A 21,349-nucleotide genomic window follows, 5' to 3' on the forward strand; every position below is an offset into this window, starting at 1 on the left:
CGCGGCGTCAGGAGCGCGCGAGCCGGGCCGCGAGATAGGGCGCGGTGGCGCTGCGGCGGGCCCTCGCCAACTTGGCCGGCGGGCCCGCCGCGACCACCCGCCCTCCCGCGTCGCCGCCGCCCGGCCCGAGGTCGATGACCCAGTCGGCGGTGGCGATCGTGTCCAGGTCGTGCTCGACGAGGACGACCGTGTTCCCGGCGTCGACGAGCCGGTGCAGCTGTCGCAGCAGCAGCGCGATGTCCGAGGGGTGCAGCCCCGCCGTCGGCTCGTCGAGCAGGTAGAGCGCGTGCCCGCGGCGGGCTCGCTGCAGTTCGGTGGCCAGCTTGATGCGCTGCGCCTCACCACCGCTGAGTTCCGTCGCGGGCTGGCCCAGCCGCAGGTACCCCAGTCCCACCTCGCGCAACGTCTCCAGACTGCGGGAGGCGGCCGGAACGGCGGAGAGGAACTTGGCGGCGGCGTCGACCGACAGCGCCAGCACTTCCGCGATGTTCTTGCCGCGGTAGGTGACTTCCAGCGTTTCCGCGTTGTACCGGGCGCCCTGGCAGGTAGGGCATGGCGCGTAGGTGCCGGGCAGGAACAGCAGTTCCACCGCGACGAATCCTTCGCCCTGGCAGGTCTCGCACCGACCTTCGGGCACGTTGAAGGAGAACCGCCCGGCCGAGTAGCCACGCGCCCTGGCCTCGTCCGTCGCCGCGTACAGCTTGCGCACCGCGTCGAACATCCCCGTGTACGTGGCCAGGTTGGACCGGGGAGTTCGGCCGATGGGCCGTTGGTCGACCCGGACCAGGCGGTCGAACGACTCGACCCCCGACGCGTCCAGGACGTCGACCTCCAACTGCGCCTCGTCGGGCCCCTCGGGTACGAGTCCGAGGTGGGCGCGGACGACCTCGGCGAGGACCTGCGTCACCAGCGTCGACTTTCCGGAGCCGGACACGCCCGTCACCGCCGTCAGTACGCAGAGCGGTATGTCGACGGACACGTCGTGCAGATTGTGGCGGGAGACGCCGCGCAGGTGCAGCCAGCCGTGCGGTGTGCGTGGGCGGTGATCGAGCGGCTGGGCGCGCCCGAACAGGTACTGGCTCGTGGCCGACTCCCCGACCCGCTCGAGACCGGCGACCGGGCCGCTGTACAGCACGCGTCCGCCGCCCTCGCCCGCGCGGGGGCCGATGTCGACCACCCAGTCCGCCCGCCGTACGACGTCCATGTCGTGCTCCACGACGAACAGTGAGTTGCCTGCCGCCCTGAGGCGGTCCAGTACGTCCAGCAGCGGTTCCGCGTCAGCCGGGTGCAGGCCCGCGGAGGGTTCGTCGAGGACGTAGACGACGCCGAACAGCCCCGAGCGCAGCTGGGTGGCGATCCGCAGGCGCTGTGCCTCGCCGGGCGACAGGGTCGTCGAGCGGCGCCCGAGGCTGAGGTACCCGAGGCCCAGGTCGAGCAGTACGTCGACCCGCGCGACCAGATCGCCGCAGATCCGGACCGCGACCTCGGTCGTCTCCCCGGATCGGGCGGTTGACGTGGTGGCGTCGGCCCTGGACCGCCCCCCGATCGGCCGCAGCAGCGCCACGACCTCGGTGAGCGGCATCGCGTTCATTTCGGCGATGGAACGTCCGGCGAAGGTCACGGCGAGCGCCTCGGGACGCAGTCCGCTGCCGTGACACTCCGGGCACGGCACACTCCTGACGAACCGGAGCGCCCGTTCGCGCATCTTCTCGCTCTTGGAGTCGGCAAGGACGTGCATGACGTGCTTGCGGGCACTCCAGAACTTGCCCTGGTAGCCGTAGTCGACGCGGTCCTCCTCCGGCTCGATGTACACGGAGGGCTGCTCGTCCGTGTACAGCAGCCAGTCCCGGTCCTTCTTCCGGAGCCTGCGCCACGGCCGGTCGATGTCGATCCCCAGGCCGCTCACGACACTGCGCAGGTTGGCGCCCTGCCATGCACCCGGCCAGGCGGCGATCGCCCCCTCGCGGATGCTGAGCGAGGGGTCCGGGACGAGCAGGTCCTCGGCGACGTCGTGTACGAGGCCCAGCCCGTGGCACTCCGGGCAGGCGCCGGCCGGGGTGTTGGGTGAGAACGACTCGGCTTCAAGCCGTGCGGCCCGGGGCGGATAGGTGCCGGCGCGGGAGTACAGCATGCGCAGCAGGTTGGACAGCGTGGTGATGGTGCCGACCGTCGAGCGCGAGCTGGGCGACCCGCGGCGCTGCTGCAGGGCCACGGCCGGTGGCAGTCCGGTGATTTCCTGCACGTGCGGCGCACCGACCTGCTGCAACAGCCTTCGGGCGTAAGGTGCTACGGACTCGAAGTAGCGCCGCTGGGCCTCCGCGTAGAGCGTGCCGAACGCGAGCGAGGACTTGCCCGAACCGGAGACGCCGGTGAAGGCGACCATCGCGTCCCGCGGAACGTCGACATCGATGTTCCGCAGGTTGTTCTCACTGGCGCCCCGGACATGCACGAAGGGGTCGCTCGCGTCCTTGTTCACCGTTCCTGATTACCTGATCGCGCCGGGAACCGCGCGACAGGCACCGTCACCGGGCTCGCTCGCACGAGCGTTCGAAGTGTCCCGGATCCATTCCCGACACACTGCAAGTATCGCTTGGTCACCCTGGGTGACAGTGGCTGGTGATGGGCACCTTCTGGAGGTCTGGACGTGAAGCTGAGCGATGTGGAGGGGCGCCGGCCTGAGGTGACGGAGTTCGGGGCGAGATGTTCAGGTCGTTCCGCAGCGCGATCAGTGGCGATGGGGCGCCGTTAGCTGCGGGCCTCGATGCTGCGTGGCCGGCGCAAGTCGATCCAGCGATGGCTGCTCGTCTGCCGGACGGGAACATGCAGGCAGGGGTTGCCCGGCAGTATTGCGGGGTGCCGGGCAACCGGGCGAACTGCCAGGTCGCGGTCAGTGTGCATGCCGTGACCGACACAGCGTCCTGCCCTTGGAGTGGCAGCTGTATCTGCCGAGAGGCTGGACGGACGAGTCGGAGCGCTGCCGCCAAGCCGGTATTCCGGAGGGCGCGGTGTGCCAGGAGAAGTGGCGCCTTGCGCTGAGCCTGCTCGACAACGTCCCCAGGCGAAATCCGAGCGACCCGGTCGTCGTCGGCGATGCGGGTTACGGCGTCAGCACGCGCTCCCGTCTCGGTCTTGAGGAACGGGGCCTGTCCTACGTCCACGCGCTGACAGCAGGGAAGTCGCCCGCGGGCCGGACGTCGTGCCCTAACCGGCCCGGCGGGGACGGTGGCGCGGCATGCGGTGCAGGCGGGCGCAGGCGCGGTACCGGAGCGGGTGGCCGCGGTGACACACGCGATCGTGACCTTGGTGGTGAGAGCAGGCTTTGGTACTGGGCGACCGAAGAGATCTGCCCTACCGCCTGCACCGGTCGGCGGGAGCCAGCGTGTCACGTCGTGCCCACGCCACCCCGGGGGCATCCTGTGGGCACCCGCGATCGCGGGGACAGCCGACGAAGGGTCCAGCCATGCCGGTGTCCTCGCAGGGCGTTACGGTCGTGGCGCTCCTCGCGGACCCGGACGCGCCGACCGAGATCGCTCAGCGCATGGCCCAGACGCTTCCTGATCGGCTCGCGGGCAAGTCAGGCCAGGGGCGACGGTTCGACGTCGAGGTGGTCAGTGAGCCTTTCACCGCAGGGGCCGAGGATCCGCCCACCTTGATGCGCCGTGTCATGGACCGCGCGAGTACGGAGAACTGGGACATCGTCGTGGCCCTCACCGACCTTCCGCTGCACTCTCACAGGCGCAAGCTCGTTGTGGATCTGAGTCACGAACACGGCGTCGCGCTGCTGTCCCTTCCGACACTGGGGGGCTGGCGGCTGCAGAGAAGAGCCCGGCGAGCCGTGGAAGAAGCCGTGCTCAGCTTGGCGAACCCGCAGGCCACTGGGGCTGAGGAAGCGCGGCGAAGTCAGCCACCGCTGGGGCCCTTCGCCGGTCGTCTCGCACCTATCCATCCGGGCCCGGTCGACGAGGACGAGACCGCCGATCTGCGCTACGTCGCCAGCGGGCCGCGCGGTTACCTCAGAGTGCTCGTCGGTATGGTCCGCGCCAACCGCCCGTGGCTGCTGGTGCCGGGTCTGTCCAAGGCCCTGGCCGCCGCACTCGCCACAGGAGCCATCGCCACCGTGAACTCCACCGTCTGGAACCTGGCCGCGTCCCTGAGCGCGCCGCGTCTCGTGATCGCCATGGTCGGCTCTGTCGCGCTCATGATCGGCTGGCTGATCGTGGACGCGAACCTGTGGCATCGAACAGCGGAGGCCACGCCGGAGGCGAGGAAGAGGGAGGCTCTCTATAACGCCTCGACCGTTGTGACCGTAGGTATCGGGGTGCTCGTCTGCTACGTGGGTTTGCTGGTCATCAACTGGGTGTGGGCGCTGTTCATCCTTACCGACCAGGTGTTCGCCTCCATGACACGAACGCCGCTCCACGCCACGGAATACTGGACGCTGTCCTGGTTCGTCGCTTCGATCGCCACGGTGGGCGGCGCATTGGGATCGGGCTTGGAGAGCGACGAGGCGATCCGGGCAGCCGCCTACTCCAAGCGCGAACAGGAACGTCGCCGCACGTTGCAGGACGACCACGATGACTAGGCAGTGTGTGTTTGCATCATCGGGTTGACCAGAGGAAGGTGCCGCGACTTGGAGTCCGGCCAGGTAGACGGTCGCGGTCTTCTCGTAGCGGGTGGCGATCCCACGCCTCTGCTTCAAGCGGGTGACGCAACGCTCGGCGGCGCAGCCGGCAGACCTTTTTGTCCGAAAGACGATCATCGAATGGTGGGCCGGGGTTCTGTGATCCTGGCAGCAGTGGTCGCGTGGGAATGCCGTGGAATCGGTGTGGCGGGCGCCTGACCGATCCGCATTCGAGCTGGGTCGAGGGGGACGCAGCCGGATGGAAAGGGGAAACGCGTTTTCTGGGGACCTGTGGGCTCCGCAACGGTGCAGCGAACTTGCAGCGTTCTGCGTCATCGTGCTTCCGGGCATCCATGACCTGAGGTTTTGACGCCTTCTCGGTGGGATGAGTGGTCTGCGCTCCCACGGCTGCGTTTGGTCGACGAGATATTGCTGATCGTTCCGCCCCCGGTGGTGTCCGGAGCTGGGCATGGAGGGGAGTGGTTGTAGCTGGACCGCGGGCCGCGGCGAGGCCCTCCTGTGTGGGCATATCGGATCGCTGGGCCGGTGCACACATCGTTTGCGCGGGGAGTGAGCAGCGGGGCGCGCTCGCGCTGCCACGTACAAGGGATCAGACCCAGGTGCGGAGTGCCGAGGGGTCTTCCGCATGCATGATGACTCGTCAGGTATGTCGGCATCCGGTCAGCAGGAGGCCCCCGCGCGTTCCGGGGCGATTGTTTCAACAAGGGCCCGAGAGAAGGGAAAGCCCAGATAGGAAGCCACTTCGCCTGACCGGAGCGATGTTCCTCACAAACATCGTTCGGCACGTGCCGGTGTACACTCGGGGCCGCCCTTGACCTGCACAAAGCAGGCAGGGAGCCGTCTCGGAGGAGTCCAAAGTGCTGCGTACTCTGTTCAAGTCCAAGATCCACCGCGCCACCGTGACCCAGGCCGACCTCCACTACGTCGGCTCGGTCACGGTCGACGTAGCGCTGATGGAGGCCGCTGATCTGCTGCCCGGCGAGCTCGTCCACATCGTCGACATCGACAACGGTGCCCGGCTGGAGACATACGTCATCGAGGGCGAGCGAGGCTCCGGTGTCATCGGGATCAACGGCGCTGCCGCCCACCTCGTTCACCCCGGCGACCTGGTCATTCTCATCAGCTACGCGCAGGTCGACGATGCCGAGGCGCGTGAGCTGATTCCGCGTATCGTCCATGTCGACGCGGGCAACCGGATCGTCGAGCTCGGTACCGACGCCTCCGCGCCCGTGCCGGGTTCCGACACCGAGCGCAGTCCGCACGCCGTGCCCGCGGCGCGCTGACTACGCCTCATTTCAGCGAGGGAGCGTCAGCCATGGCGGAGCAGGACGGACAGACCGTGCCCGACATCCGGGACGACCGGGCGGCGGGCAAGCTGCTCGCGTATGTGGACGGCGAGGCCGCCGGAGTCATCGTGTACTTCGTGATGGACGGGGCGCCCGCGGCGCTCGTCCCCGTGCACACGGTCGTCGAGCAGGGGCACGAGGGCAAGGGCATCGGCGGTGCCCTGGTCAAGGAGTTCTACGCCATGGCCGCCCGCGAGGGTGTCCCCGTCGTCCCGCTCTGCCCGTACGCCGCGAAGTGGGCATCGCGTCACCCCGACGAGGCGCCCGAGGCGCCGGCGGACCTGGTGGAGCAGGCCAAGAAGGAGCTCGCCACCCACCCCGAGCTCTACTGACCCGTCTGACCTGGCTGAGCCGCTGACCGGCGGGCGGACGGCTGTCGGGCGTGGGCCGGGCTGCCGGTAACGTGTCGCGGATGAGCCTCGCACTCCTGCACACCTCCCCGGTCCACGTCCCGGTCTTCGACGCCCTGCGTGACGCCCACCACCCCGGGCTCGTCGTGCGCCACCTCGTGTACGAGGATTTGCTCGACCGGGCGGGCGTGCTGGGGCCGGAGGCGGTGGCAGGTGATGTCGAGGCGCTGGTCAGTGGTGCCGTTGCCGACGGGGCCACCGCGGTGCTCTGTACCTGTTCGACGATCGGTGGGGTCGCCGAGTCCGTCGGAGCGCGGCTCGGAATCCCGGTCCTGCGGATCGACCGCCCGATGGCCGCTGCGGCCGTCCGCGCGGGGCGGGTCACCGTCCTGGCGGCGCACCACGCCACCCTGGAGCCGACCCGCGCGCTGCTCGCGCAGGAGGCGGAGCGGGCGGGGGAGCCGGACGTGGAGGTGCGCACCGTCCTGGTCGACGGCGCCTGGGAGCGCTTCGAGGCCGGCGATCATGACGGTTATCTGGATCTCGTGGCGGCCGCGGCCGACGCCGTGAAGGACGCCGACGTGATCGTGCTGGCCCAGGCCTCCATGGCGGGCGCGGCAGGCCGTTCGGTCACCCGGATCCCGGTCCTGTCCAGCCCGCGGCCGGGTCTGGACGCTGCGGCGGTCGCGGCCGGGCGCTGACCGCGCGCGGGCCGTGAGCCGACTGGCGCATCCGCAGCCCGTACGTGTGGACTCGCCGGGCGCGGGCAGCCGCTCCGGGAGACGGTGGAGGAGATCCACCCCGACCGTTCGGAGGCCCGAGATGACTCACCCGTTCCCCGACCCGGTCCCGCCGGCGCCCACCCCCGGGCCGATGCCGGGGCCGCCCCAGCCGCTGCCGGAGCCGACGCCGGTTCCGCCCGGCCCCGGGCCGACGCCGCCTGTGCCCACGCCGCCGGGCCCGGCTCCGGACCCGATCCCGCAGCCGCCCGCGCCGAACCCCGAGCCGGTGCCCTCGCCCGAGCCGGAGCCTTCGCCGGTCGGCTGAACCTGCCCCGGCCGCGGGCCCGGCGACCTGGCCCGCTCAGCCCCGGCCGCGGGCCCGGTGCGCCGGTCTCAGCCCTCGGCCAGCACGGCGTCGGCCCGTGCGGTGACCTCGGTCAGGACCCGGCCCGCCGCCGCCAGGTCCTCGGCCGGCAGGTCCGCGTACAGCCGGTCGGTGATCTTGGTGAGTGCGGCCCTGTGCGTATGGTGCAGCTCGCTGCCCGCGGGCGTCATGGTGAGCCGTGCCGCGTCCCCCGGCTCCTGCTCCAGCAGCCCCTGCGCGATCAGCCCGGCCAAGACCGTTTCCACGGTCGTGGCGTCGATCTTCAGCGTGGACGTCATCCGTTCGAGGAGCAGGTGCCGCTCGGTGCTCCCGCCGCTGTCCGCCGTGGCATTCAGCGCGACCGACTGGTGGAACGTTGTGCCCGTGGCAGCCAGCACGCTCTCGAGAACGGCGCGCGTGGCGTAGTGGGCCTGGCCGATCACCTGTCCGTTGACGGTGGGTGCGGTGGTCATGATGACTCCTTGGTGGAAGGGCCGGTGGATACGGGAGACGGCACGTCGAGCAGTGCCGTCAGCGTCCGGGTGAAGGTTTCGGTGTCCGGACCGTCCAGGCCGCCCAGAGGGGCGAGCAACTCGTCCATGAGCCGGCGCACCACCTCGACCGCACGGTCGGTGACCGTGCGCCCCTCGTCGGTCAGGGACAACCGGACGGCCCGGGTGTCGGAGGGGTCGGCGGCCCGGTCGACGAGGCCGGCGGCCTCCAGGCCGCGGGCCAGTTTCGATACGTAGAGCGCTTCGAGTCCGGTGTGGTCCGAGAGTGCGCGCTGGCTCGGTCTCAGCCCCGCCCGCTGCATCCCCGACAGGGACGCGAGCAGGGAGTACTGCGCGTGTGTCAGCCCGAGCGGCGCCAGCGCCCGGTCGAGGGCCACCCGCCATCTCATGGACAGTCGCCAGACCAGGAAGCCGGGGGTCGGGCCCGAAGGTGTCTTGCTCATGCTCGATACAGTACATGGCTACTATGTCCATGGCTACTAAATAGGGCGGGGGCGCGGGATTGAGGGCGAGATGCGGGACTCAGGCGTCCAGCCCCAGCAAGGCATCGGCGTGCGCGAGCCCGCTCTCCGCGGCGATCGAGTCCAGCGACTGGGCGTCACGCACGGGGGCGAAGCGCACCGCGGGCCCGTCCTGCCCCGCGCTCGCCGCCGTTCCGAATCCGTACACCGCGGGCCGCGGCAGGCTGGTGCCGGCCCACGGTGTCCAGAAAAGGTGGGCGCCGGTGTCGTACAGCACCACGTAGTCGCCCGCCCGCAGTTCGGGCAGCTCCCGGGCGTGGGTGACGACCTCCCCGGCGAAGCCGCACGGACCCGCGATGTCCTGGGCGAGCGCCGGCCCGGTCCTCGGAAGCCCGTCCGAGTCGAACGCGCCCACTCGCAGCAGCTGGGCGTCCGGCGCGAGGACGGTGCGGGGAGCGGTCCGCGTGCCCGCGTGGGTGAGCGCGATCCGCCGGCCCCCGGCATCCTTCGTGTACTCCACGAGTGCACAGATGAAACCGTTCTCGGCCATCAGTGACCGGCCGAACTCGGTGACGAGGCCGTACCGTCCGTCGAACAGCCCCGGGACCGTCCCGCGCAGCGCGGACGCGTAGGCGGCGAAGGCGGGGCGGGCCGTGTCGCCGGTGAAGCCGACCGGCAGCCCGCCGCCGATGTCGAGCCCCGTGACCTGCCTGCAGCCGAGCCGTGTGTTGATCTCCTCGGCCAGCCGGTACGTCTCGCCGACGCCCGCCGCGATCAGTTCGAGGGAACCGCTCTGCGAACCGGCATGGGCGTGCAGACGGGTCAGCCACGGGTGCGCCGCGAACGCCTCCACGACCCGCTCGCGCGCGCCGGGATCGTGCAGCGCCACGCCGAACCGGGAGGTGGCCGGCGCTGGGCTCATCGGCCCGACGGCCTCGCCGCCGGGCTGGGGATCGACCCGGAGCCCGATCGCGGACACCGCGTCCGAGGGCCGCAGCGCGGCGATCCGGTCCACCTCGTCGAGGTTGTCGGCGTTGAGCGCCACACCGAGCGCCAGGGCCCACCGGATCTCGTCACGCGTCTTGACCGGGGAGTCGAGGACGATCTTCGACGGCGAGAACCCGGCGTCGAGCGCGATCCGTAGCTCACCCGGGCTCGCGACCTCGCACCCCATGCCGCACTTCGCGAGGAGCCTCAGGACGGGCACGAGTGAGGCAGCCTTCGCGGCGAAGGTGTGCAGCACTCCGGGGACTCCCTCGAACGACGCGTGGAGGGCGGCGACCGTGTCCCGGACCCCGTCCGCGTCGACGAACCCGGCAACCGGGCTGGACTCGCCGAGCAGGCCGGTCGCGACGGCGTGGCGGACCGCGGCCGCGACACGCGCGGAGGAGTGAGGGGCACATGGCGACGGAGGGGGGCTCGGGGAGCCGGAGTCGGTGATGGTAGCCCCACAGTCTCTGTCCGACAGGACAGCATCGGTGCAGGCACTTGTCCGAGCGGCCGGTGAACCGTACGGACCGTGCGGGCCGGGGGCGCCCGGATCCGCCCCTGCCGCCGCTCAGGCGACGATCGGGACCGCGGCCTCCGGGGTCAGCATGCGGAAGGTGAACGACTGGTGGAAGTACAGGTGGATGTCGGTCGCGTCATGGTCCTGGTAGCCGATGGACAGGTCCTCGCCCAGGCACAGCTCGAAGTCTCCGCCCCGCGTGGACAGCAGTACCCCGCCCGCGACGGCCGGGGCCCACAGGATCTTGTCGTCCAGCAGCCGGGCCAGATGTGTGGAGACGGGGTAGCCGTGGTCGGACGTCTCGGTCGCCTCGGTGAACGCGTCCGCGCCCAGGAGCAGCCGGTACGGTCCGTCCACACCGGCGAGACGCAGCCGGGTCAGCGCCTGACTGACCGTGGCCGGATAGTCGCGCGCATCGGCCGGCAGCGGCAGCGGGGTGTGCGAGGAGCCGTCGCGCAGACCGGCGATCCCGGCCGAGGCGTAGCCGTCGATGATCGCCATGTCCTCGGCGAACGCACACGTGCGGGCCGCGTCCTTGACGGGCTGCCAGTCGCTGTCGTCCGAACCGCGCTCGACATCGTCGACGGCGGCCCTCGTCACGGTGAACGGCACCCGCCACTCGATGACCGGCATCGAGGTGCGGGCGCGGGCGAAGACGTCGGGCGTGGGCGGATCGATGTCGCGCAGATGGCCGTCGCCGACCGCCGCCAGCCGCGGGCCTTCCGGTCCGCTGACGTCGACGACGCGGCGGCCGGCGAGATGGCGGCTGAAGGTGCGCCGGGCCTCCTCTTCGATCTGGTCCCAGGCGGCCTGGGTGACAGGGGCGAGTTCGCGATGGAGGTTGTTCATCACTGGGTGCTTTCGTGCAGGCTGCCGATGCGCAGCGAACCGTTCCGGCCCACCGGCATGACCACGGCCCTCGCCACCGGCGCGGACGCCGGCTCCGGCTGGGGCGTGGCCTCGGCGGAGGCGGGCGACGGCGGCGGGGCGTCGAGGAAGTCGGCGCCGGGGGCGTGGAAGAGCGTGCCGGTGACCGCCGTCGAGAAATCGAGGATGCGGTCGTGGGTGCCGGGCGGGTCGCCGAGGAACATGTTGCGCAGCATCCGCTCGGTGACGTCCGGGTCCGCGGCGAACCCGATGAAGTACGTGCCGAATTCGCCCTGTCCGAAACTGCCGAAGGGCATGTTGGCGCGCAGGATGTCACGCTCCGTACCGTCCGGGTCGGTGATGGTGTTCAGCGCGACATGGGAGTCGGCGGGTTTGACGTCGTCGGCCAGCTCGATGTCCGTGAACTTGGTCCGTCCGATCACCCGCTCCTGTTCCTCGGTCGACAGCGCGTTCCACGAGGCCAGGTCGTGCAGGTACTTCTGCACGATGACGTAGCTGCCGCCGGCGAAGTCCGGGTCCTCGTCCCCCACCAGGGCCGCCGACCGGGCGTCGTCGCCCACCGGGTTCTCGGTGCCGTCGACGAAACCGAGCAGGTCGCGGTGGTCGAGGTAGCGGAACCCCTGCGTCTCGTCGACGACCTTCACCGCCCCGCCCAGCCGGTCCAGCAGCTGCGTGGCCCACTCCCAGCACACGTCCATCCGCTCGGCCCGGATGTGGAAGAGCAGGTCGCCGGGGGTGGCAGGGGCGTGATGACGGGCGCCGTGCAACTCCTGGAAGGGGTGCAACGAGGCCGGCCTGGGGCCCGAGAACAGCCGGTCCCAGGCCTCGGAGCCGAATCCGGTCACACACACCAGGCCCGTGTCCGGGTAGCGGAACCCGATGGAGCGGGCGAACGCGGCGAGATCCGGCAGCGCCTCGCGGACGACGCGCTCACCACCGGGCTCGATCGTGGCGATCAGAATCAGAGCCGCGCTGGTCAGCGGAGCGATGACGGGCTGCGCCGGGGCCGGTTGCGCGGTGATCTCTGGCATGCTGCGGCTCCATGAGCTGGCTCGGCGGTACGGCGCGCGGGAACAAGGCCCCGTCGCTGTGCGGCGAACGGGACTTGCTGCCACTTACGCACACCCCGGGCGTCCCCGCACCCCGGGCCGCCTACCCGGGCGACCTGTACGGCGCGACACGCCGTGCCACCCGAGCCGGTGAAACACCGCCGAACCGGTCGGGACAACCACGTGGGCCTCCCTCGGGAGGAGTGGGGAGCTTCCGGACGACGCTGCTCTTCGTGAGCGGCTGTTCGTCCGTCCGGACACCGTGAACGGTCCGCGCAGGAGCGCCATCGGCACCTTTCTGCCGTGGTCGACCGGTGGCCCGCACCGGACCCGCTGTCACCCGGACCGGACTGCTTCATCGCGGTCTTGCGTGCCCGCCCGCGAACCGATCCGGCAGGTCAGGGACTACCAGGTGCGGCCCGCGCGCACGAGGGTGTCGCGGACCCGGCCGACATGGGGGTTCGCGGCGGAGCCCGGCCGCTGCACCAGATAACCCGTGTTGATGGGCGCGTCCTCCGGATCGACGAGCAACACCAGCGCGCCCGAGGCGAGTTCGGCCGCGCAGAGGTAGCGGGGCAGCACCGAGAAGCCTCCGCCCGAAACGACCACGGCCAGAACCCCCCGTAGATCGGGAACGGTCACGGCGGCCGGGCAGACCAGCCGCCTGCCGAACACATGCCGCCAGTAGCGGCGGGCGATCGGCAGATCTTCCGCGTACGAGATCAGTGGCACCCCGTGCAGCGCGGCGGGGCCGTCGGAGGCGACCGCCGCAGGACCACCGGCGTGCTCGGCGACGGCCGGTGCCGCGACCAGGACGAACTCCTCGTCCATCAGCGGGACGGCGCTCAGGGCGCGGCCGCGCGGCCGACTGGTGGAGATCACCAAGTCGTGCTGCCCCGAACGAAGTTCTTCGAGCAGCGGATCCGTCAGACCGGTGGCGGTGCGAAGTTGCACGCCCTCGGCCACGAGCGGCGCGAGTGCCGGGAGCACGCGCAGGCACAGCAGTTCGGCGGGCCCGGCAAGCTGGACGGGCCCGGTGGCCGGTGCGCCGGCGGATCCCTCGTCCCCGATGGCCACGGCCAGGTCGTCGAGGGGCGCCGCCACGCGGGCGGCGAGGGCGTCCGCGAAGGGCATGGCCACCACACCGCGTGCCTGGCGCTCGAAGAGTTCGCGCCCCAGTCGACGTTCCAGAGCACGGATCTGCGTGGTCACCGTCGGCTGGGACAGACCCAGCAGCCGGGCGGCGGCGGTGAAGGAAGCGGAGCGGTGGACGGCAAGGAACGTGCGCAGCAGATTGAGATCCGCCGGGCCGGTGGCCGCCGTCTGCCTCATTCCCGTCATCCCATTGGATTCCCTATCGCTCATGCTGGCGATCCTATTGGAGTTCCGAGGGTGTGCAGCCGTACCGTCGAACCCGTCGGCGTGACAGCGGTCCGGATCCGGGCCGCCGGAGCGCGTAACCTCCCCCGGGTGCCGGACGCCCGGCCTTTGAAAGACGTGACATGGCAAAGATCCTTTTCGTTGTGACCGGAGCCGACCACTGGACCCTGGCCGACGGAACCGCACACCCGACCGGCTTCTGGGCGGAGGAAGTCGTCGCCCCGTACGAGAGGTTCCGCGCTGCCGGACACGAGATCGTCGTCGCCACCCCCGGTGGAGTGGTGCCGACGGTGGACCGGGGCAGCCTGGCCGCCGAGTTCAACGGCGGGCAGGAGAACGCCGACAAGGTGGCGGCGGCCGTCGCCGGCATGGACGAGCTCGGGCACCCGCTGAAGCTGGAGGACGTGGACCCGGCGGACTACGCGGCGGTGTTCTACCCGGGCGGGCACGGCCCCATGGAGGACCTGGCGGTGAACGCCGACTCCGGCAGGCTGCTGAGCCGGGCGCTGGGCTCGGGGATGCCGCTCGGCATCGTCTGCCACGCCCCGGCGGCCATGCTCGCCGCCACGAAGGACGACGGGACCAACACCTTCGCCGGGTACCGGATCACCGGGTTCACCAACACGGAGGAGACCCAGGCCGGCTTCGCCGACCGGGCCAAGTGGCTGCTCCAGGACCGTCTCGTGGAGGCCGGCACCGACTTCCAGGAGGGCGAGCCGTGGGCCCCGCACGTGGTCGTCGACCGCAATCTGGTCACCGGCCAGAACCCGGCATCCTCCGGCCCGCTCGCCGACGAGCTGCTCAAGAAGATCGGCTGAGAGCGCCCGAGCGGCACCACCCGCAGTGCGGAGCGCCGGGTGAGGACTCGCCCGACGGTGTGACCGCTGCGTCCTGAGGGGCCGCCCGGACAACACTGAGTACAGCGACACCAACGCGAGCGGTGTGCTCGGGAGGCGAGGTCGTGTCTCCGGCCGCGGTCCGTGCGATCGGCGCCGACACGGGTCAGGCTCTGCGGGACCTCGGCCGCACTTGTCGGAGCAGGTTTCGCTCCGCGACCTCATCCAGGACGAATTCGCGCTGGCACCCGCTCCCGCGAGAGTGCTGGTCAGTTCTCGACCTCGCTCCTGTCCCCGCCCCAGAGCGTGTGGAAAGTGCCACTGCGGTCGACGCGGTGGTACGTGTGAGCGCCGAAGTAGTCGCGCTGGCCCTGGGTGAGGGCGGCCGGGAGGCGTTCGGCGCGCAGGGAATCGTAATAGGCGAGGGTGGTGGCGAAGGCGGGGGTGGGGACGCCCTGGGTGACGGCGGCGGCGATCACGGTGCGCCAGTCGTCCTGCGCGGCGGCGATCTCTTCGGCGAAGCTCTTGTCGGAGAGGAGACTCGGCATCTGGGGCTGCGCGTCGTAGGCGCTCGTGATCCGGTCGAGGAACGCTGCCCGGATGATGCATCCGCCGCGCCAGATCGCGGCGATCCTGGCGAGGTCGATGTCCCAGTCGTACCGCTCGCTGCCGGCCGCGATCTCGTGGAAGCCCTGGGTGTAGGCGACGATCTTCGAGGCGTACAGCGCCTGCTCGACCTGGGCCGCGAATGCCGCAGCCTCCTCCCTGCCCAGTTTCCGGGCACTCGGTCCGGCGAGGTGGCGTGAGGCATCGCGGAGTGCGGCATGGCCGGAGACGGAGCGGGCGAAGACGGCCTCGGCGATGCCGGAGACGGGAACGCCCAGGTCGAGGGCGATCTGCACGGTCCAGCGGCCGGTGCCCTTCTGCTCCGCCCGGTCCTGCACGACGTCGACGAAGGGCCTGCCGGTGGCGGCGTCGGTGTGGGCCAGGACCTCGGCGGTGATCTCGATCAGATACGAGTCCAGGCGGCCCGTGTTCCAGTTGCGGAAGGTCTCGGCGATCTCCGCGGGGGAGTACCCGGCGACCGCGCGCAACAGGTCGTACGCCTCCGCGATCAGCTGCATGTCCGCGTACTCGATGCCGTTGTGCACCATCTTGACGAAGTGGCCGGCGCCGTCAGGCCCGATGTGCGTGGTGCAGGGGGTGCCGTCCTTCGCCTTCGCCGCGATCTTTTCCAGCATGGGGCCCAGCGATTCGTACGACTCGGCCGAGCCGCCCGGCATGATGCTGGGCCCGTTCAGCGCACCTTCCTCACCCCCCGAGATCCCCGCGCCGACGAAGTGGACACCGCGCTCACGCAATTCCTTCTCGCGGCGGCGGGTGTCCTCGAAGTGGGCGTTGCCACCGTCGATGATGACGTCGCCCTCGTCCAGCAGCGGGGCGAACTCCTGGATGACCGCGTCCGTGGGGTCACCCGCCTTCACCATGACGACCAGACGGCGTGGGCGTTCCAGTGAGTCGACGAACTCCTCGGGCGTGTGCGCGGGCACGAAGGCCCCTTCGTCACCGAACTCCTCCACCAGGGAATCCGTCTTCGCCGTCGTTCGATTGTGCACCGCGACCGTGTAACCGTTACGGGCGAAGTTGCGGGCCAGGTTGCGGCCCATCACCGCAAGTCCGGTGACGCCGATCTGCGCAGTGCCGCTCATCTGTCTGCTCCTGCAAGGTCTCGGGGAGGACGGGAAGGCCGGGCGGCCGCGAGGCCGCGGACCCACGGGGGCGGGCGCGGGGGTGCCGCGATGTCCAGTATGGATACGGTGCCCGAGGACGGCCTGTTCAGCGCCCGGTGGCAGCCGGTGCTGCGGCCCCGGCCGGAGAGTCACCGGCCTCGCCCGCCCCCGGCGACGGGGCCGACGTCCGCCTCACCCATCAGGCGTCGTTCCCCGTGTGAGCCTGACCAGGTGCCCCTGGCCGCAACCTTCAGTATCCGAAGGCTGACGCGCCTCATGTGCGCCCTGTTCAACAACTCTTGACACCACGTCAGCGGTGGCGCACCATTGGCTGCATCTTGGAGAGCGCTCTCCTGGAGAGCCCTCGAGCCGGTCCGCGGTCCCGGGCAGGGCTTTCCGGAAGCGCCGTCCAGCACCGACACAGCGCATTCGCAGCGGAGGGCGCTCCGCTTCCGGACTGCCGTGCCGTCCCATCCCCGCTGTCGGCACGGCGCACAGGTCCGCGGTGGTCACGGCAAGCCGTGACCACCGCGGACCTGTGACGTTCCAGGTCAGGTCTTCGGCCTGTGTATATTTCGGAGAAGGCCAAGGAGTCCGGGCAGCCCGTCGGGGTCCGGGCAGCACATCGGTTTGGGGTGGGCATGGTTCGCGCGGGGCTCACGACCGACCGCGTCGTGGCGGCGGCTGCCGACCTGGCCGACTCGGACGGCTTCGGCAAGGTCACCATCTCCGCCCTGGCCCGCGGCTTCGGCGTCAAGGACGCCAGCCTGTACTCCCACGTCAAGAACCTGCAGGACCTGCGCACCCGGGTCGCGCTCCTGGCCGCGGGGGAGTTCATCGACCGCATCGAGGCCGCCGTGGCCGGGCGTGCCGGGCGGGACGCCTTGGTCGCCTTCGCCGACGCCTACCGGTCCTTCGCTCTGGAATGCCCGGGCCGCTACGAGGCGACGCGGATGCGGGTCGACCCCGCCGTCGTCGCCGCGGCGCCCGCGTACCACCGGACCATCGAGACCACCTCGTCGATGCTGCGCGCCTACGGTCTGACCGAACCCGACCTCACGGACGCGGTGCGGCTCCTGCGCAGCACCTTCCACGGGTTCACCGCTCTCGAGGCAGAGAGCGGGTTCGGCGCGCCGCGTGCGGTACAGGCGTCGTGGGAGCGCGCCGTCGAGGCCCTGCACTTCCTGCTGGCGAACTGGACGTCGGCGACCGGCGGGGCCGTACGCGAAGTGTGAGCACCGCGGGCGGCAACCGGGGCCGACGGAGGCCGAGTAGTCCCTTGCGGACCGGCCGGCGGGTGCTTCACCTTCCGAGAAGGCTGAGCACGCGGGGCCAGCCACCGGCCTGTGCCCGGGCGTTCCCGGCCAAGGTGCCGCCGAGATACATGTAGCTGTTCGCCAGCGGGTTCCTGGCGTAACGGGCGGTGGGGCTGTAGGGGTACCAGCCGATGTGGTGGCCGGCGTTCTCGTAGACCAGGGCCTCGCGCTGCCGGCCCGGGCGCGCCTGTTCGCGTCCGATGCTGCGGGCGGCCTCGGCCGACTGCCAGAGCCGGTCGTCGTCACCCGCGATCGCCAGGACGTCGCCGTTCACGTGGTCGAGCGGAATGGGTGTGAGGTCGACCGGCTTGTCGCCCCGGGTCCAGGCCACTCCGTGCGGGTAGCCCGGCGTGGTGCTCCGGGAAGGAGCGTAGAGCACGAGATCGCTGACGAGATCGGGGTATGCGTGGGCGAGGAGTTGGGCCGCCTCCGTCCCGCGGGAGATTCCGATCACGGCCGGTTTGTGGGTCCCTGTGCCGTAGCGGCGGTCCAGGAAGCGGGCTGCCGTGGCGAAGTACTCCAGTCCGATGTTCTCCAGGCTCTCCGGACGCCCTGGGCAGCCGAAGTAGCACAGGGTCAGTACGGGGTGCCCGTGGGAGGCGAGCAGGGCCGCCGCGTACGGGTTGCCGGCTCCGCCCTCCGAGCCGCCGATGGTCAGGACCGGTGCACGCCGTGGTGAGTGGGGCGGTGGCAGGTAAAGGCCCCCGTACACGCCGTTCCTGCCCCCATTCAGGGCCTGGTGGGTCGTACCCTTGCTCATCCACGTGCGGGTCAGCGAGCGCGTCGCGATCTTCTTGCCACCCGCCTCCACGGCGAGCGTCACCTCGTACGACGCCTGCTCGGTGGGCGGCTTCGGGAAGAACGCCAGCTTGCCGGTGTCCTTCTGATGGGGGCGCATGGACCAGAACAGCCCCATGCCGTCAACGCCGTGGTAGGTGCCTGAGCTTATTCGTGCACGGTCCAGGTCCACTGTTGCCGCATCGTTCGCGCTGACGACAGCCCGGCTCGTCCATCGTATGCCCTGGCGGTCCACGGAGCCTGCGGTGAGAGTGACCTCCTCGTGCGGGTGCAGTCCGGATACCTGGACCCGCACGGCCTCGTCCGCCAGTGACTCGGGCTGATCCACCTGGATGCGCGCCCGGACGCTGTGCTCCTCACCCGACGAGCACGCACCCGCACACAGCAGGACCAAGCAGCACGTCACGGCGGCCGTGCGCCTCCGCCACGCTTCCACGCTCTTCGCGCCCACGATGCGCCCCCTCGGTTCGCTCTGCCGCAGTAGCTGTACAGGTCAACCAATCACGTGGGCGGGGTTCCTCGCCGGGGATCGTGCAAGCGGAATCCACCCCGTCCAGTTGTCGGCATCCCTGCCTCTGGTGCGGCGTCCGTGATGAGCGCCCTGGCGTGGTTGCAGGCTGATCGGCCCGTCGGCCGGCGCGGAACCTCCGACGGCGGTCGGCCGTCGCGGCCGGAGGCCGCCGGGGAGGGCCTCGCGCCTTCGCGAGGAGATGCAGGCCGCCTTGCGCGAGCCGCCCGCCGCCACCTCGCGGATCAGCTTGGCGCACCGCCTGCCGCTTGGCGCACCGCCTGCCGCAACTCCTGACGAAGGGGCGCGCCTCCGGCTTAAGTTATAGCGTGAGTTAAGAGGCGAAGGAAGGGCGGCCCCGCGGTCGCGGTATGTTGCGGGACGGGAAGGAGCCACATGGCTGAGCGCAACACACGGACCGTGCGTGACCTGCGACGGGGCAGCCGGGCGAGGGTATTGCAACGGTTGTACTTCGACGGCCCGCTGAGCCGCCAGGAGCTCGGTCCCGCAACGGGGCTGAGCTCAGGTTCCATCAGCAACGTCGTTGCGGAACTCGCCGCGGAAGGCCTTCTGGAGGAGGCCGGAGTCGTCGACTCCGACGGCGGCCGTCCCCGCACGCTGCTGCGCGTGGCCCCCGGGGGCGGCCTCCTCATCGGCATCGACATCGGAGAGACCCGGATAAGGGTCGAGCTCTTCGATCTCGCCCTCACCGAACTGGCCCGTACCGAAAGGCTGCTGGCCCAGCACGGGTACGACGTCGACCGCATCGTCGGACACGTCCGCAGCGGGGTGGCCGACGTACTGCGCGACGCCAGTGCCGACCCGCGCAGGCTTCTCGGCATCGGCATCGGGGTCCCCGGCATCATCGAGCGCCATGCGCCGGACGGCGCGGTCGGCGATGTGGGATCCGTCGTCCATGGGCAGACCGTCAACTGGAGCGCCGTCCCCTTCGAGCGGCTGCTCCGCGACGCCGTCCGGATCCCGCCCGAGGTGCCGTTCTTCATCGACAACGGAGCCAAGACCCTCGGCCAGGCCGAGATGTGGTTCGGCGGCGGCCGCGGCGCCGGGGTCTCGGCCATCGCCCTCATCGGTTCAGGCGTCGGCGCCTGCGTCAACCACGGCGACCTGCTCGACGAGGACCGCAGCAGCATGGCTCTCGAATGGGGCCACACCACCGTGCAGCTGCGCGGCCGCCGCTGCCGGTGCGGCTCGATCGGCTGCCTGGAGGCGTACGGGGGCGCCGAGGCCATGCGTGAACGCTGGCACGAGGCGGGCGGTCCGCTGCCCGCCGACACCGACGACGAGACCGCGCTCGCCGCGCTGCTCGCCGCCGCGTACCCCGGTCCCGGCGGTGAACCGGATCCGCTGGCGGTCGACGTACTCGACGAGACCGCCGCATGCCTGGGCGCCGCTCTGGGGGACCTGATCAACCTCTTCCTGCCCGAGCGCATTCTGCTCGGAGGGTGGGCGGGCCTGCTGATCGGACCGCACCTGCTGCCCGACATCCGACGTTACGCGCAGGAGTACGCCCTCCGTCATGCCGCGGCCCGCACCACGATCGAGCTGGGCCGCCTCGGCCCCGACGCGGTGACGGTGGGCGCGGCGACTCTCCCGCTGTCCGACTTCCTGGCCAGGGGTGGCAGCCGCCCGCTCCTCGACCCGCAGCCCGGCTCGGAGCAAGGGTTCCGGACGGCTACGGAAGCGGTACGGGGGAGGGGGCGCACACGCTCGGCGCCGGACTCGACGAGGTGAGCGGGGGCACCCGACGGTGTTCGCCCTCGGTGTCACCGACCGGAGCGCCGGCCTAAGCCGACTCCCGCACCACCAGGGAAGGTTCGAAGATCACGGACGAGGGCGCCCGATCGGGGCTCGACAGGCGGTCGATCAGCAGTCGGGCCATCTCGGCAGCCATCGCCTCCACCGGCTGCCGGACCGTGGTCAGCGGTGGGCGGCAGGCGGACGCCGCGCTGCTGTCGTCGAACCCGATCACCGCGACGTCCTCGGGCACCCGCTTGCCGTGTTCCCGCAGGACGTGGCAGGCGCCCGTCGCCATCAGGTCGTTGGCCGCGAACACCCCGTCCAGATCGGGGTGTCCGGCGAGCAACTGTTCCATCGCGGCCTCGCCGCTCTCCTGGGTGAACCGCCCCTCGGCGCTCGGGACGAGGGGATGGCCGCGCTCCGCCAGGGTGTCGCGGAATCCGGCCAGCCGCTCGTGGCCCGCCGCTACGTTCAGTGGTCCGGTGATGGTCGCCATGTGCCGGCAGCCCCGGGCCAGCAGGTGTTCGGCGGCCAGCCGGGCCCCGTCGCGGTGGGCGAGGTCCACGTAGCTGATCCGGACCGGGGGTGCGGGCCGTGCGTACAGCACTGCGGGAAGTCCCGCGTCCGCGAGCAGACCGGGCAGCGGGTCCTCCGCGTGGGTCGAGACGACCAGCGCGCCGTCGGCACTGCCCTGGCGCAGGAACGAGATCACGTCGGCGCGGGCCCGTGACGTCTCCGCGAACATCAGGACCGGGTGCATGCCACGCGGCCGCAGATGGTTGACCACCCCGGTCACGACCCGGCCGAAGAAGGGGTCGGCGAAAACCTGCGCGGTGAAGGACGATCCGTCGTCCCCCTCGGCCGCCTCCGCACCGGCCGGGCCCGTGTCGTCGCCCGGTCCGGGCTCGGCGCCCGCGCCCGACACCACCAGCGCGATGGCGTCGGTGCGCCGGGTCACCAGGGAGCGTGCCGCGCGGTTGGGTGCGTAGCCGGTGAGGTCGACCGCGCGGCGCACGGAGTCCTGGATGGCCGGGTCCACATTCCGTACGCCGTTGATGACCCGGGAGACCGTGGCACGGGAGACGCCGGCCGCCCTCGCCACATCCTCGAGCGTGGGTGTGCCGGCAGCCGGTCGCGGGTCATCCGTCATGAGCGCATTTATAGCATCCGGGGAGAGCGCTC

At 71.0% G+C, this 21,349-nt stretch carries 17 protein-coding genes and 1 pseudogene; 8 read left to right on the plus strand and 10 right to left on the minus strand.

Translation table 11 applies throughout. From position 1 onward, the window contains the following. Window positions 1–7 precede the first annotated feature (7 nt). Window positions 8–2,476: an excinuclease ABC subunit UvrA gene (gene uvrA, locus ABZ434_RS23380; RefSeq protein WP_359140105.1), complete on the minus strand. Its 2,469-nt coding sequence runs from the start codon at window positions 2,474–2,476 to the stop codon at window positions 8–10. Between the two features lie 344 nt (window positions 2,477–2,820). Between uvrA and ABZ434_RS23385 the strand changes: the two are divergent. The 5 genes and pseudogenes from ABZ434_RS23385 (at window position 2,821) to ABZ434_RS23405 (ending at window position 7,039) form a co-directional block, all read left to right on the plus strand. Then, window positions 2,821–3,653 (plus strand): annotated as a pseudogene (locus ABZ434_RS23385) (transposase). Continuing rightward, the gene (locus tag ABZ434_RS23390; protein ID WP_359140108.1) at window positions 3,539–4,582 is read left to right on the plus strand and encodes a hypothetical protein; all 1,044 of its coding nucleotides are present in this window, start codon (window positions 3,539–3,541) and stop codon (window positions 4,580–4,582) included. The pseudogene ABZ434_RS23385 and the gene ABZ434_RS23390 overlap by 115 nt, the downstream one beginning before the upstream one ends. A 917-nt stretch (window positions 4,583–5,499) precedes the next feature. After that, a complete protein-coding gene (gene panD, locus ABZ434_RS23395; protein WP_359140111.1) occupies window positions 5,500–5,925 on the plus strand; it encodes an aspartate 1-decarboxylase in 426 nt (141 codons plus the stop codon). A 32-nt stretch (window positions 5,926–5,957) separates the two neighbouring features. Beyond that, complete coding sequence (locus tag ABZ434_RS23400) at window positions 5,958–6,320, plus strand: GNAT family N-acetyltransferase (protein WP_359140114.1); 363 nt, start codon at window positions 5,958–5,960, stop codon at window positions 6,318–6,320. A gap of 80 nt (window positions 6,321–6,400) precedes the next feature. Further along, entirely contained in the window at window positions 6,401–7,039 is a 639-nt protein-coding gene (locus ABZ434_RS23405; RefSeq protein WP_359140117.1) for an aspartate/glutamate racemase family protein, read from the plus strand. A 414-nt stretch (window positions 7,040–7,453) separates the two neighbouring features. On the opposite strand, the gene ABZ434_RS23410 is transcribed toward ABZ434_RS23405, so the two are convergent. The 6 genes from ABZ434_RS23410 to ABZ434_RS23435 form a co-directional block, all read right to left on the minus strand. Beyond that, a complete protein-coding gene (locus ABZ434_RS23410; RefSeq protein ID WP_359140120.1) occupies window positions 7,454–7,897 on the minus strand; it encodes a MarR family winged helix-turn-helix transcriptional regulator in 444 nt (147 codons plus the stop codon). Continuing rightward, window positions 7,894–8,379, minus strand: coding sequence for a MarR family transcriptional regulator (locus tag ABZ434_RS23415; RefSeq protein ID WP_359140123.1), 486 nt, complete (start codon window positions 8,377–8,379; stop codon window positions 7,894–7,896). The genes ABZ434_RS23410 and ABZ434_RS23415 overlap by 4 nt, the downstream gene beginning before the upstream one ends. Window positions 8,380–8,458: 79 nt before the next feature. After that, window positions 8,459–9,838, minus strand: a complete 1,380-nt coding sequence (locus tag ABZ434_RS23420) for a diaminopimelate decarboxylase (RefSeq protein ID WP_359140243.1) — start codon at window positions 9,836–9,838, stop codon at window positions 8,459–8,461. 117 nt (window positions 9,839–9,955) lie between these two features. After that, window positions 9,956–10,753 (minus strand): family 1 encapsulin nanocompartment shell protein, encoded by a 798-nt coding sequence (locus tag ABZ434_RS23425; protein ID WP_359140126.1) that lies wholly within the window; start codon window positions 10,751–10,753, stop codon window positions 9,956–9,958. Next, entirely contained in the window at window positions 10,753–11,823 is a 1,071-nt protein-coding gene (locus ABZ434_RS23430) for a Dyp-type peroxidase (protein ID WP_359140129.1), read from the minus strand. The genes ABZ434_RS23425 and ABZ434_RS23430 overlap by 1 nt, the downstream gene beginning before the upstream one ends. Before the next feature lie 423 nt (window positions 11,824–12,246). Next, window positions 12,247–13,206 carry a LysR family transcriptional regulator gene (locus tag ABZ434_RS23435; RefSeq protein WP_359140132.1) on the minus strand — a complete coding sequence of 320 codons (960 nt, stop codon included), beginning with the start codon at window positions 13,204–13,206 and terminating at the stop codon, window positions 12,247–12,249. Between the two features lie 137 nt (window positions 13,207–13,343). On the opposite strand from ABZ434_RS23435, the gene ABZ434_RS23440 reads away from it, so the two are divergent. Next, entirely contained in the window at window positions 13,344–14,039 is a 696-nt protein-coding gene (locus ABZ434_RS23440; protein WP_359140135.1) for a type 1 glutamine amidotransferase domain-containing protein, read from the plus strand. A 287-nt stretch (window positions 14,040–14,326) separates the two neighbouring features. Here the strand turns inward: ABZ434_RS23440 and gndA are convergent, their stop codons facing one another. Further along, complete coding sequence (gene gndA / locus ABZ434_RS23445) at window positions 14,327–15,766, minus strand: NADP-dependent phosphogluconate dehydrogenase (protein WP_359140138.1); 1,440 nt, start codon at window positions 15,764–15,766, stop codon at window positions 14,327–14,329. A gap of 662 nt (window positions 15,767–16,428) precedes the next feature. Between gndA and ABZ434_RS23450 the strand changes: the two genes are divergently transcribed. Beyond that, on the plus strand, window positions 16,429–17,022 hold the full coding sequence (locus tag ABZ434_RS23450; protein ID WP_359140141.1) for a TetR-like C-terminal domain-containing protein: 594 nt from the start codon (window positions 16,429–16,431) through the stop codon (window positions 17,020–17,022). A 67-nt stretch (window positions 17,023–17,089) separates the two neighbouring features. Here ABZ434_RS23450 and ABZ434_RS23455 read toward each other — a convergent pair whose 3' ends face one another. Beyond that, window positions 17,090–18,352 (minus strand): acyl-CoA thioesterase/bile acid-CoA:amino acid N-acyltransferase family protein, encoded by a 1,263-nt coding sequence (locus tag ABZ434_RS23455; RefSeq protein WP_359140144.1) that lies wholly within the window; start codon window positions 18,350–18,352, stop codon window positions 17,090–17,092. 453 nt (window positions 18,353–18,805) lie between these two features. Between ABZ434_RS23455 and ABZ434_RS23460 the strand changes: the two genes are divergently transcribed. Then, complete coding sequence (locus ABZ434_RS23460; protein ID WP_359140147.1) at window positions 18,806–20,161, plus strand: ROK family transcriptional regulator; 1,356 nt, start codon at window positions 18,806–18,808, stop codon at window positions 20,159–20,161. Between the two features lie 52 nt (window positions 20,162–20,213). Here the strand turns inward: ABZ434_RS23460 and ABZ434_RS23465 are convergent, their stop codons facing one another. Next, window positions 20,214–21,317 (minus strand): LacI family DNA-binding transcriptional regulator, encoded by a 1,104-nt coding sequence (locus tag ABZ434_RS23465; protein ID WP_359140149.1) that lies wholly within the window; start codon window positions 21,315–21,317, stop codon window positions 20,214–20,216. Between the last annotated feature and the right edge of the window lie 32 nt (window positions 21,318–21,349).

Origin of the sequence: Streptomyces sp. NPDC005761, assembly GCF_040630635.1 — a bacterium.
In the GTDB taxonomy this organism is placed as follows: Bacteria; Actinomycetota; Actinomycetes; order Streptomycetales; family Streptomycetaceae; genus Streptomyces.

What these genes read in the sequence shown, in the direction of transcription:
- ABZ434_RS23450 (WP_359140141.1), top strand. Translation starts at nt 16,429, where the DNA reads ATGGTTCGCGCGGGGCTCACGACCGACCGCGTCGTGGCGGCGGCTGCC.
- ABZ434_RS23430 (WP_359140129.1), bottom strand. Translation starts at nt 11,823, where the DNA reads ATGCCAGAGATCACCGCGCAACCGGCCCCGGCGCAGCCCGTCATCGCT.
- ABZ434_RS23425 (WP_359140126.1), bottom strand. Translation starts at nt 10,753, where the DNA reads ATGAACAACCTCCATCGCGAACTCGCCCCTGTCACCCAGGCCGCCTGG.
- ABZ434_RS23460 (WP_359140147.1), top strand. Translation starts at nt 18,806, where the DNA reads ATGGCTGAGCGCAACACACGGACCGTGCGTGACCTGCGACGGGGCAGC.
- ABZ434_RS23415 (WP_359140123.1), bottom strand. Translation starts at nt 8,379, where the DNA reads ATGAGCAAGACACCTTCGGGCCCGACCCCCGGCTTCCTGGTCTGGCGA.
- ABZ434_RS23400 (WP_359140114.1), top strand. Translation starts at nt 5,958, where the DNA reads ATGGCGGAGCAGGACGGACAGACCGTGCCCGACATCCGGGACGACCGG.
- ABZ434_RS23435 (WP_359140132.1), bottom strand. Translation starts at nt 13,206, where the DNA reads ATGAGCGATAGGGAATCCAATGGGATGACGGGAATGAGGCAGACGGCG.
- gndA (WP_359140138.1), bottom strand. Translation starts at nt 15,766, where the DNA reads ATGAGCGGCACTGCGCAGATCGGCGTCACCGGACTTGCGGTGATGGGC.
- ABZ434_RS23390 (WP_359140108.1), top strand. Translation starts at nt 3,539, where the DNA reads ATGGCCCAGACGCTTCCTGATCGGCTCGCGGGCAAGTCAGGCCAGGGG.
- ABZ434_RS23440 (WP_359140135.1), top strand. Translation starts at nt 13,344, where the DNA reads ATGGCAAAGATCCTTTTCGTTGTGACCGGAGCCGACCACTGGACCCTG.
- ABZ434_RS23465 (WP_359140149.1), bottom strand. Translation starts at nt 21,317, where the DNA reads ATGACGGATGACCCGCGACCGGCTGCCGGCACACCCACGCTCGAGGAT.
- ABZ434_RS23410 (WP_359140120.1), bottom strand. Translation starts at nt 7,897, where the DNA reads ATGACCACCGCACCCACCGTCAACGGACAGGTGATCGGCCAGGCCCAC.
- ABZ434_RS23405 (WP_359140117.1), top strand. Translation starts at nt 6,401, where the DNA reads ATGAGCCTCGCACTCCTGCACACCTCCCCGGTCCACGTCCCGGTCTTC.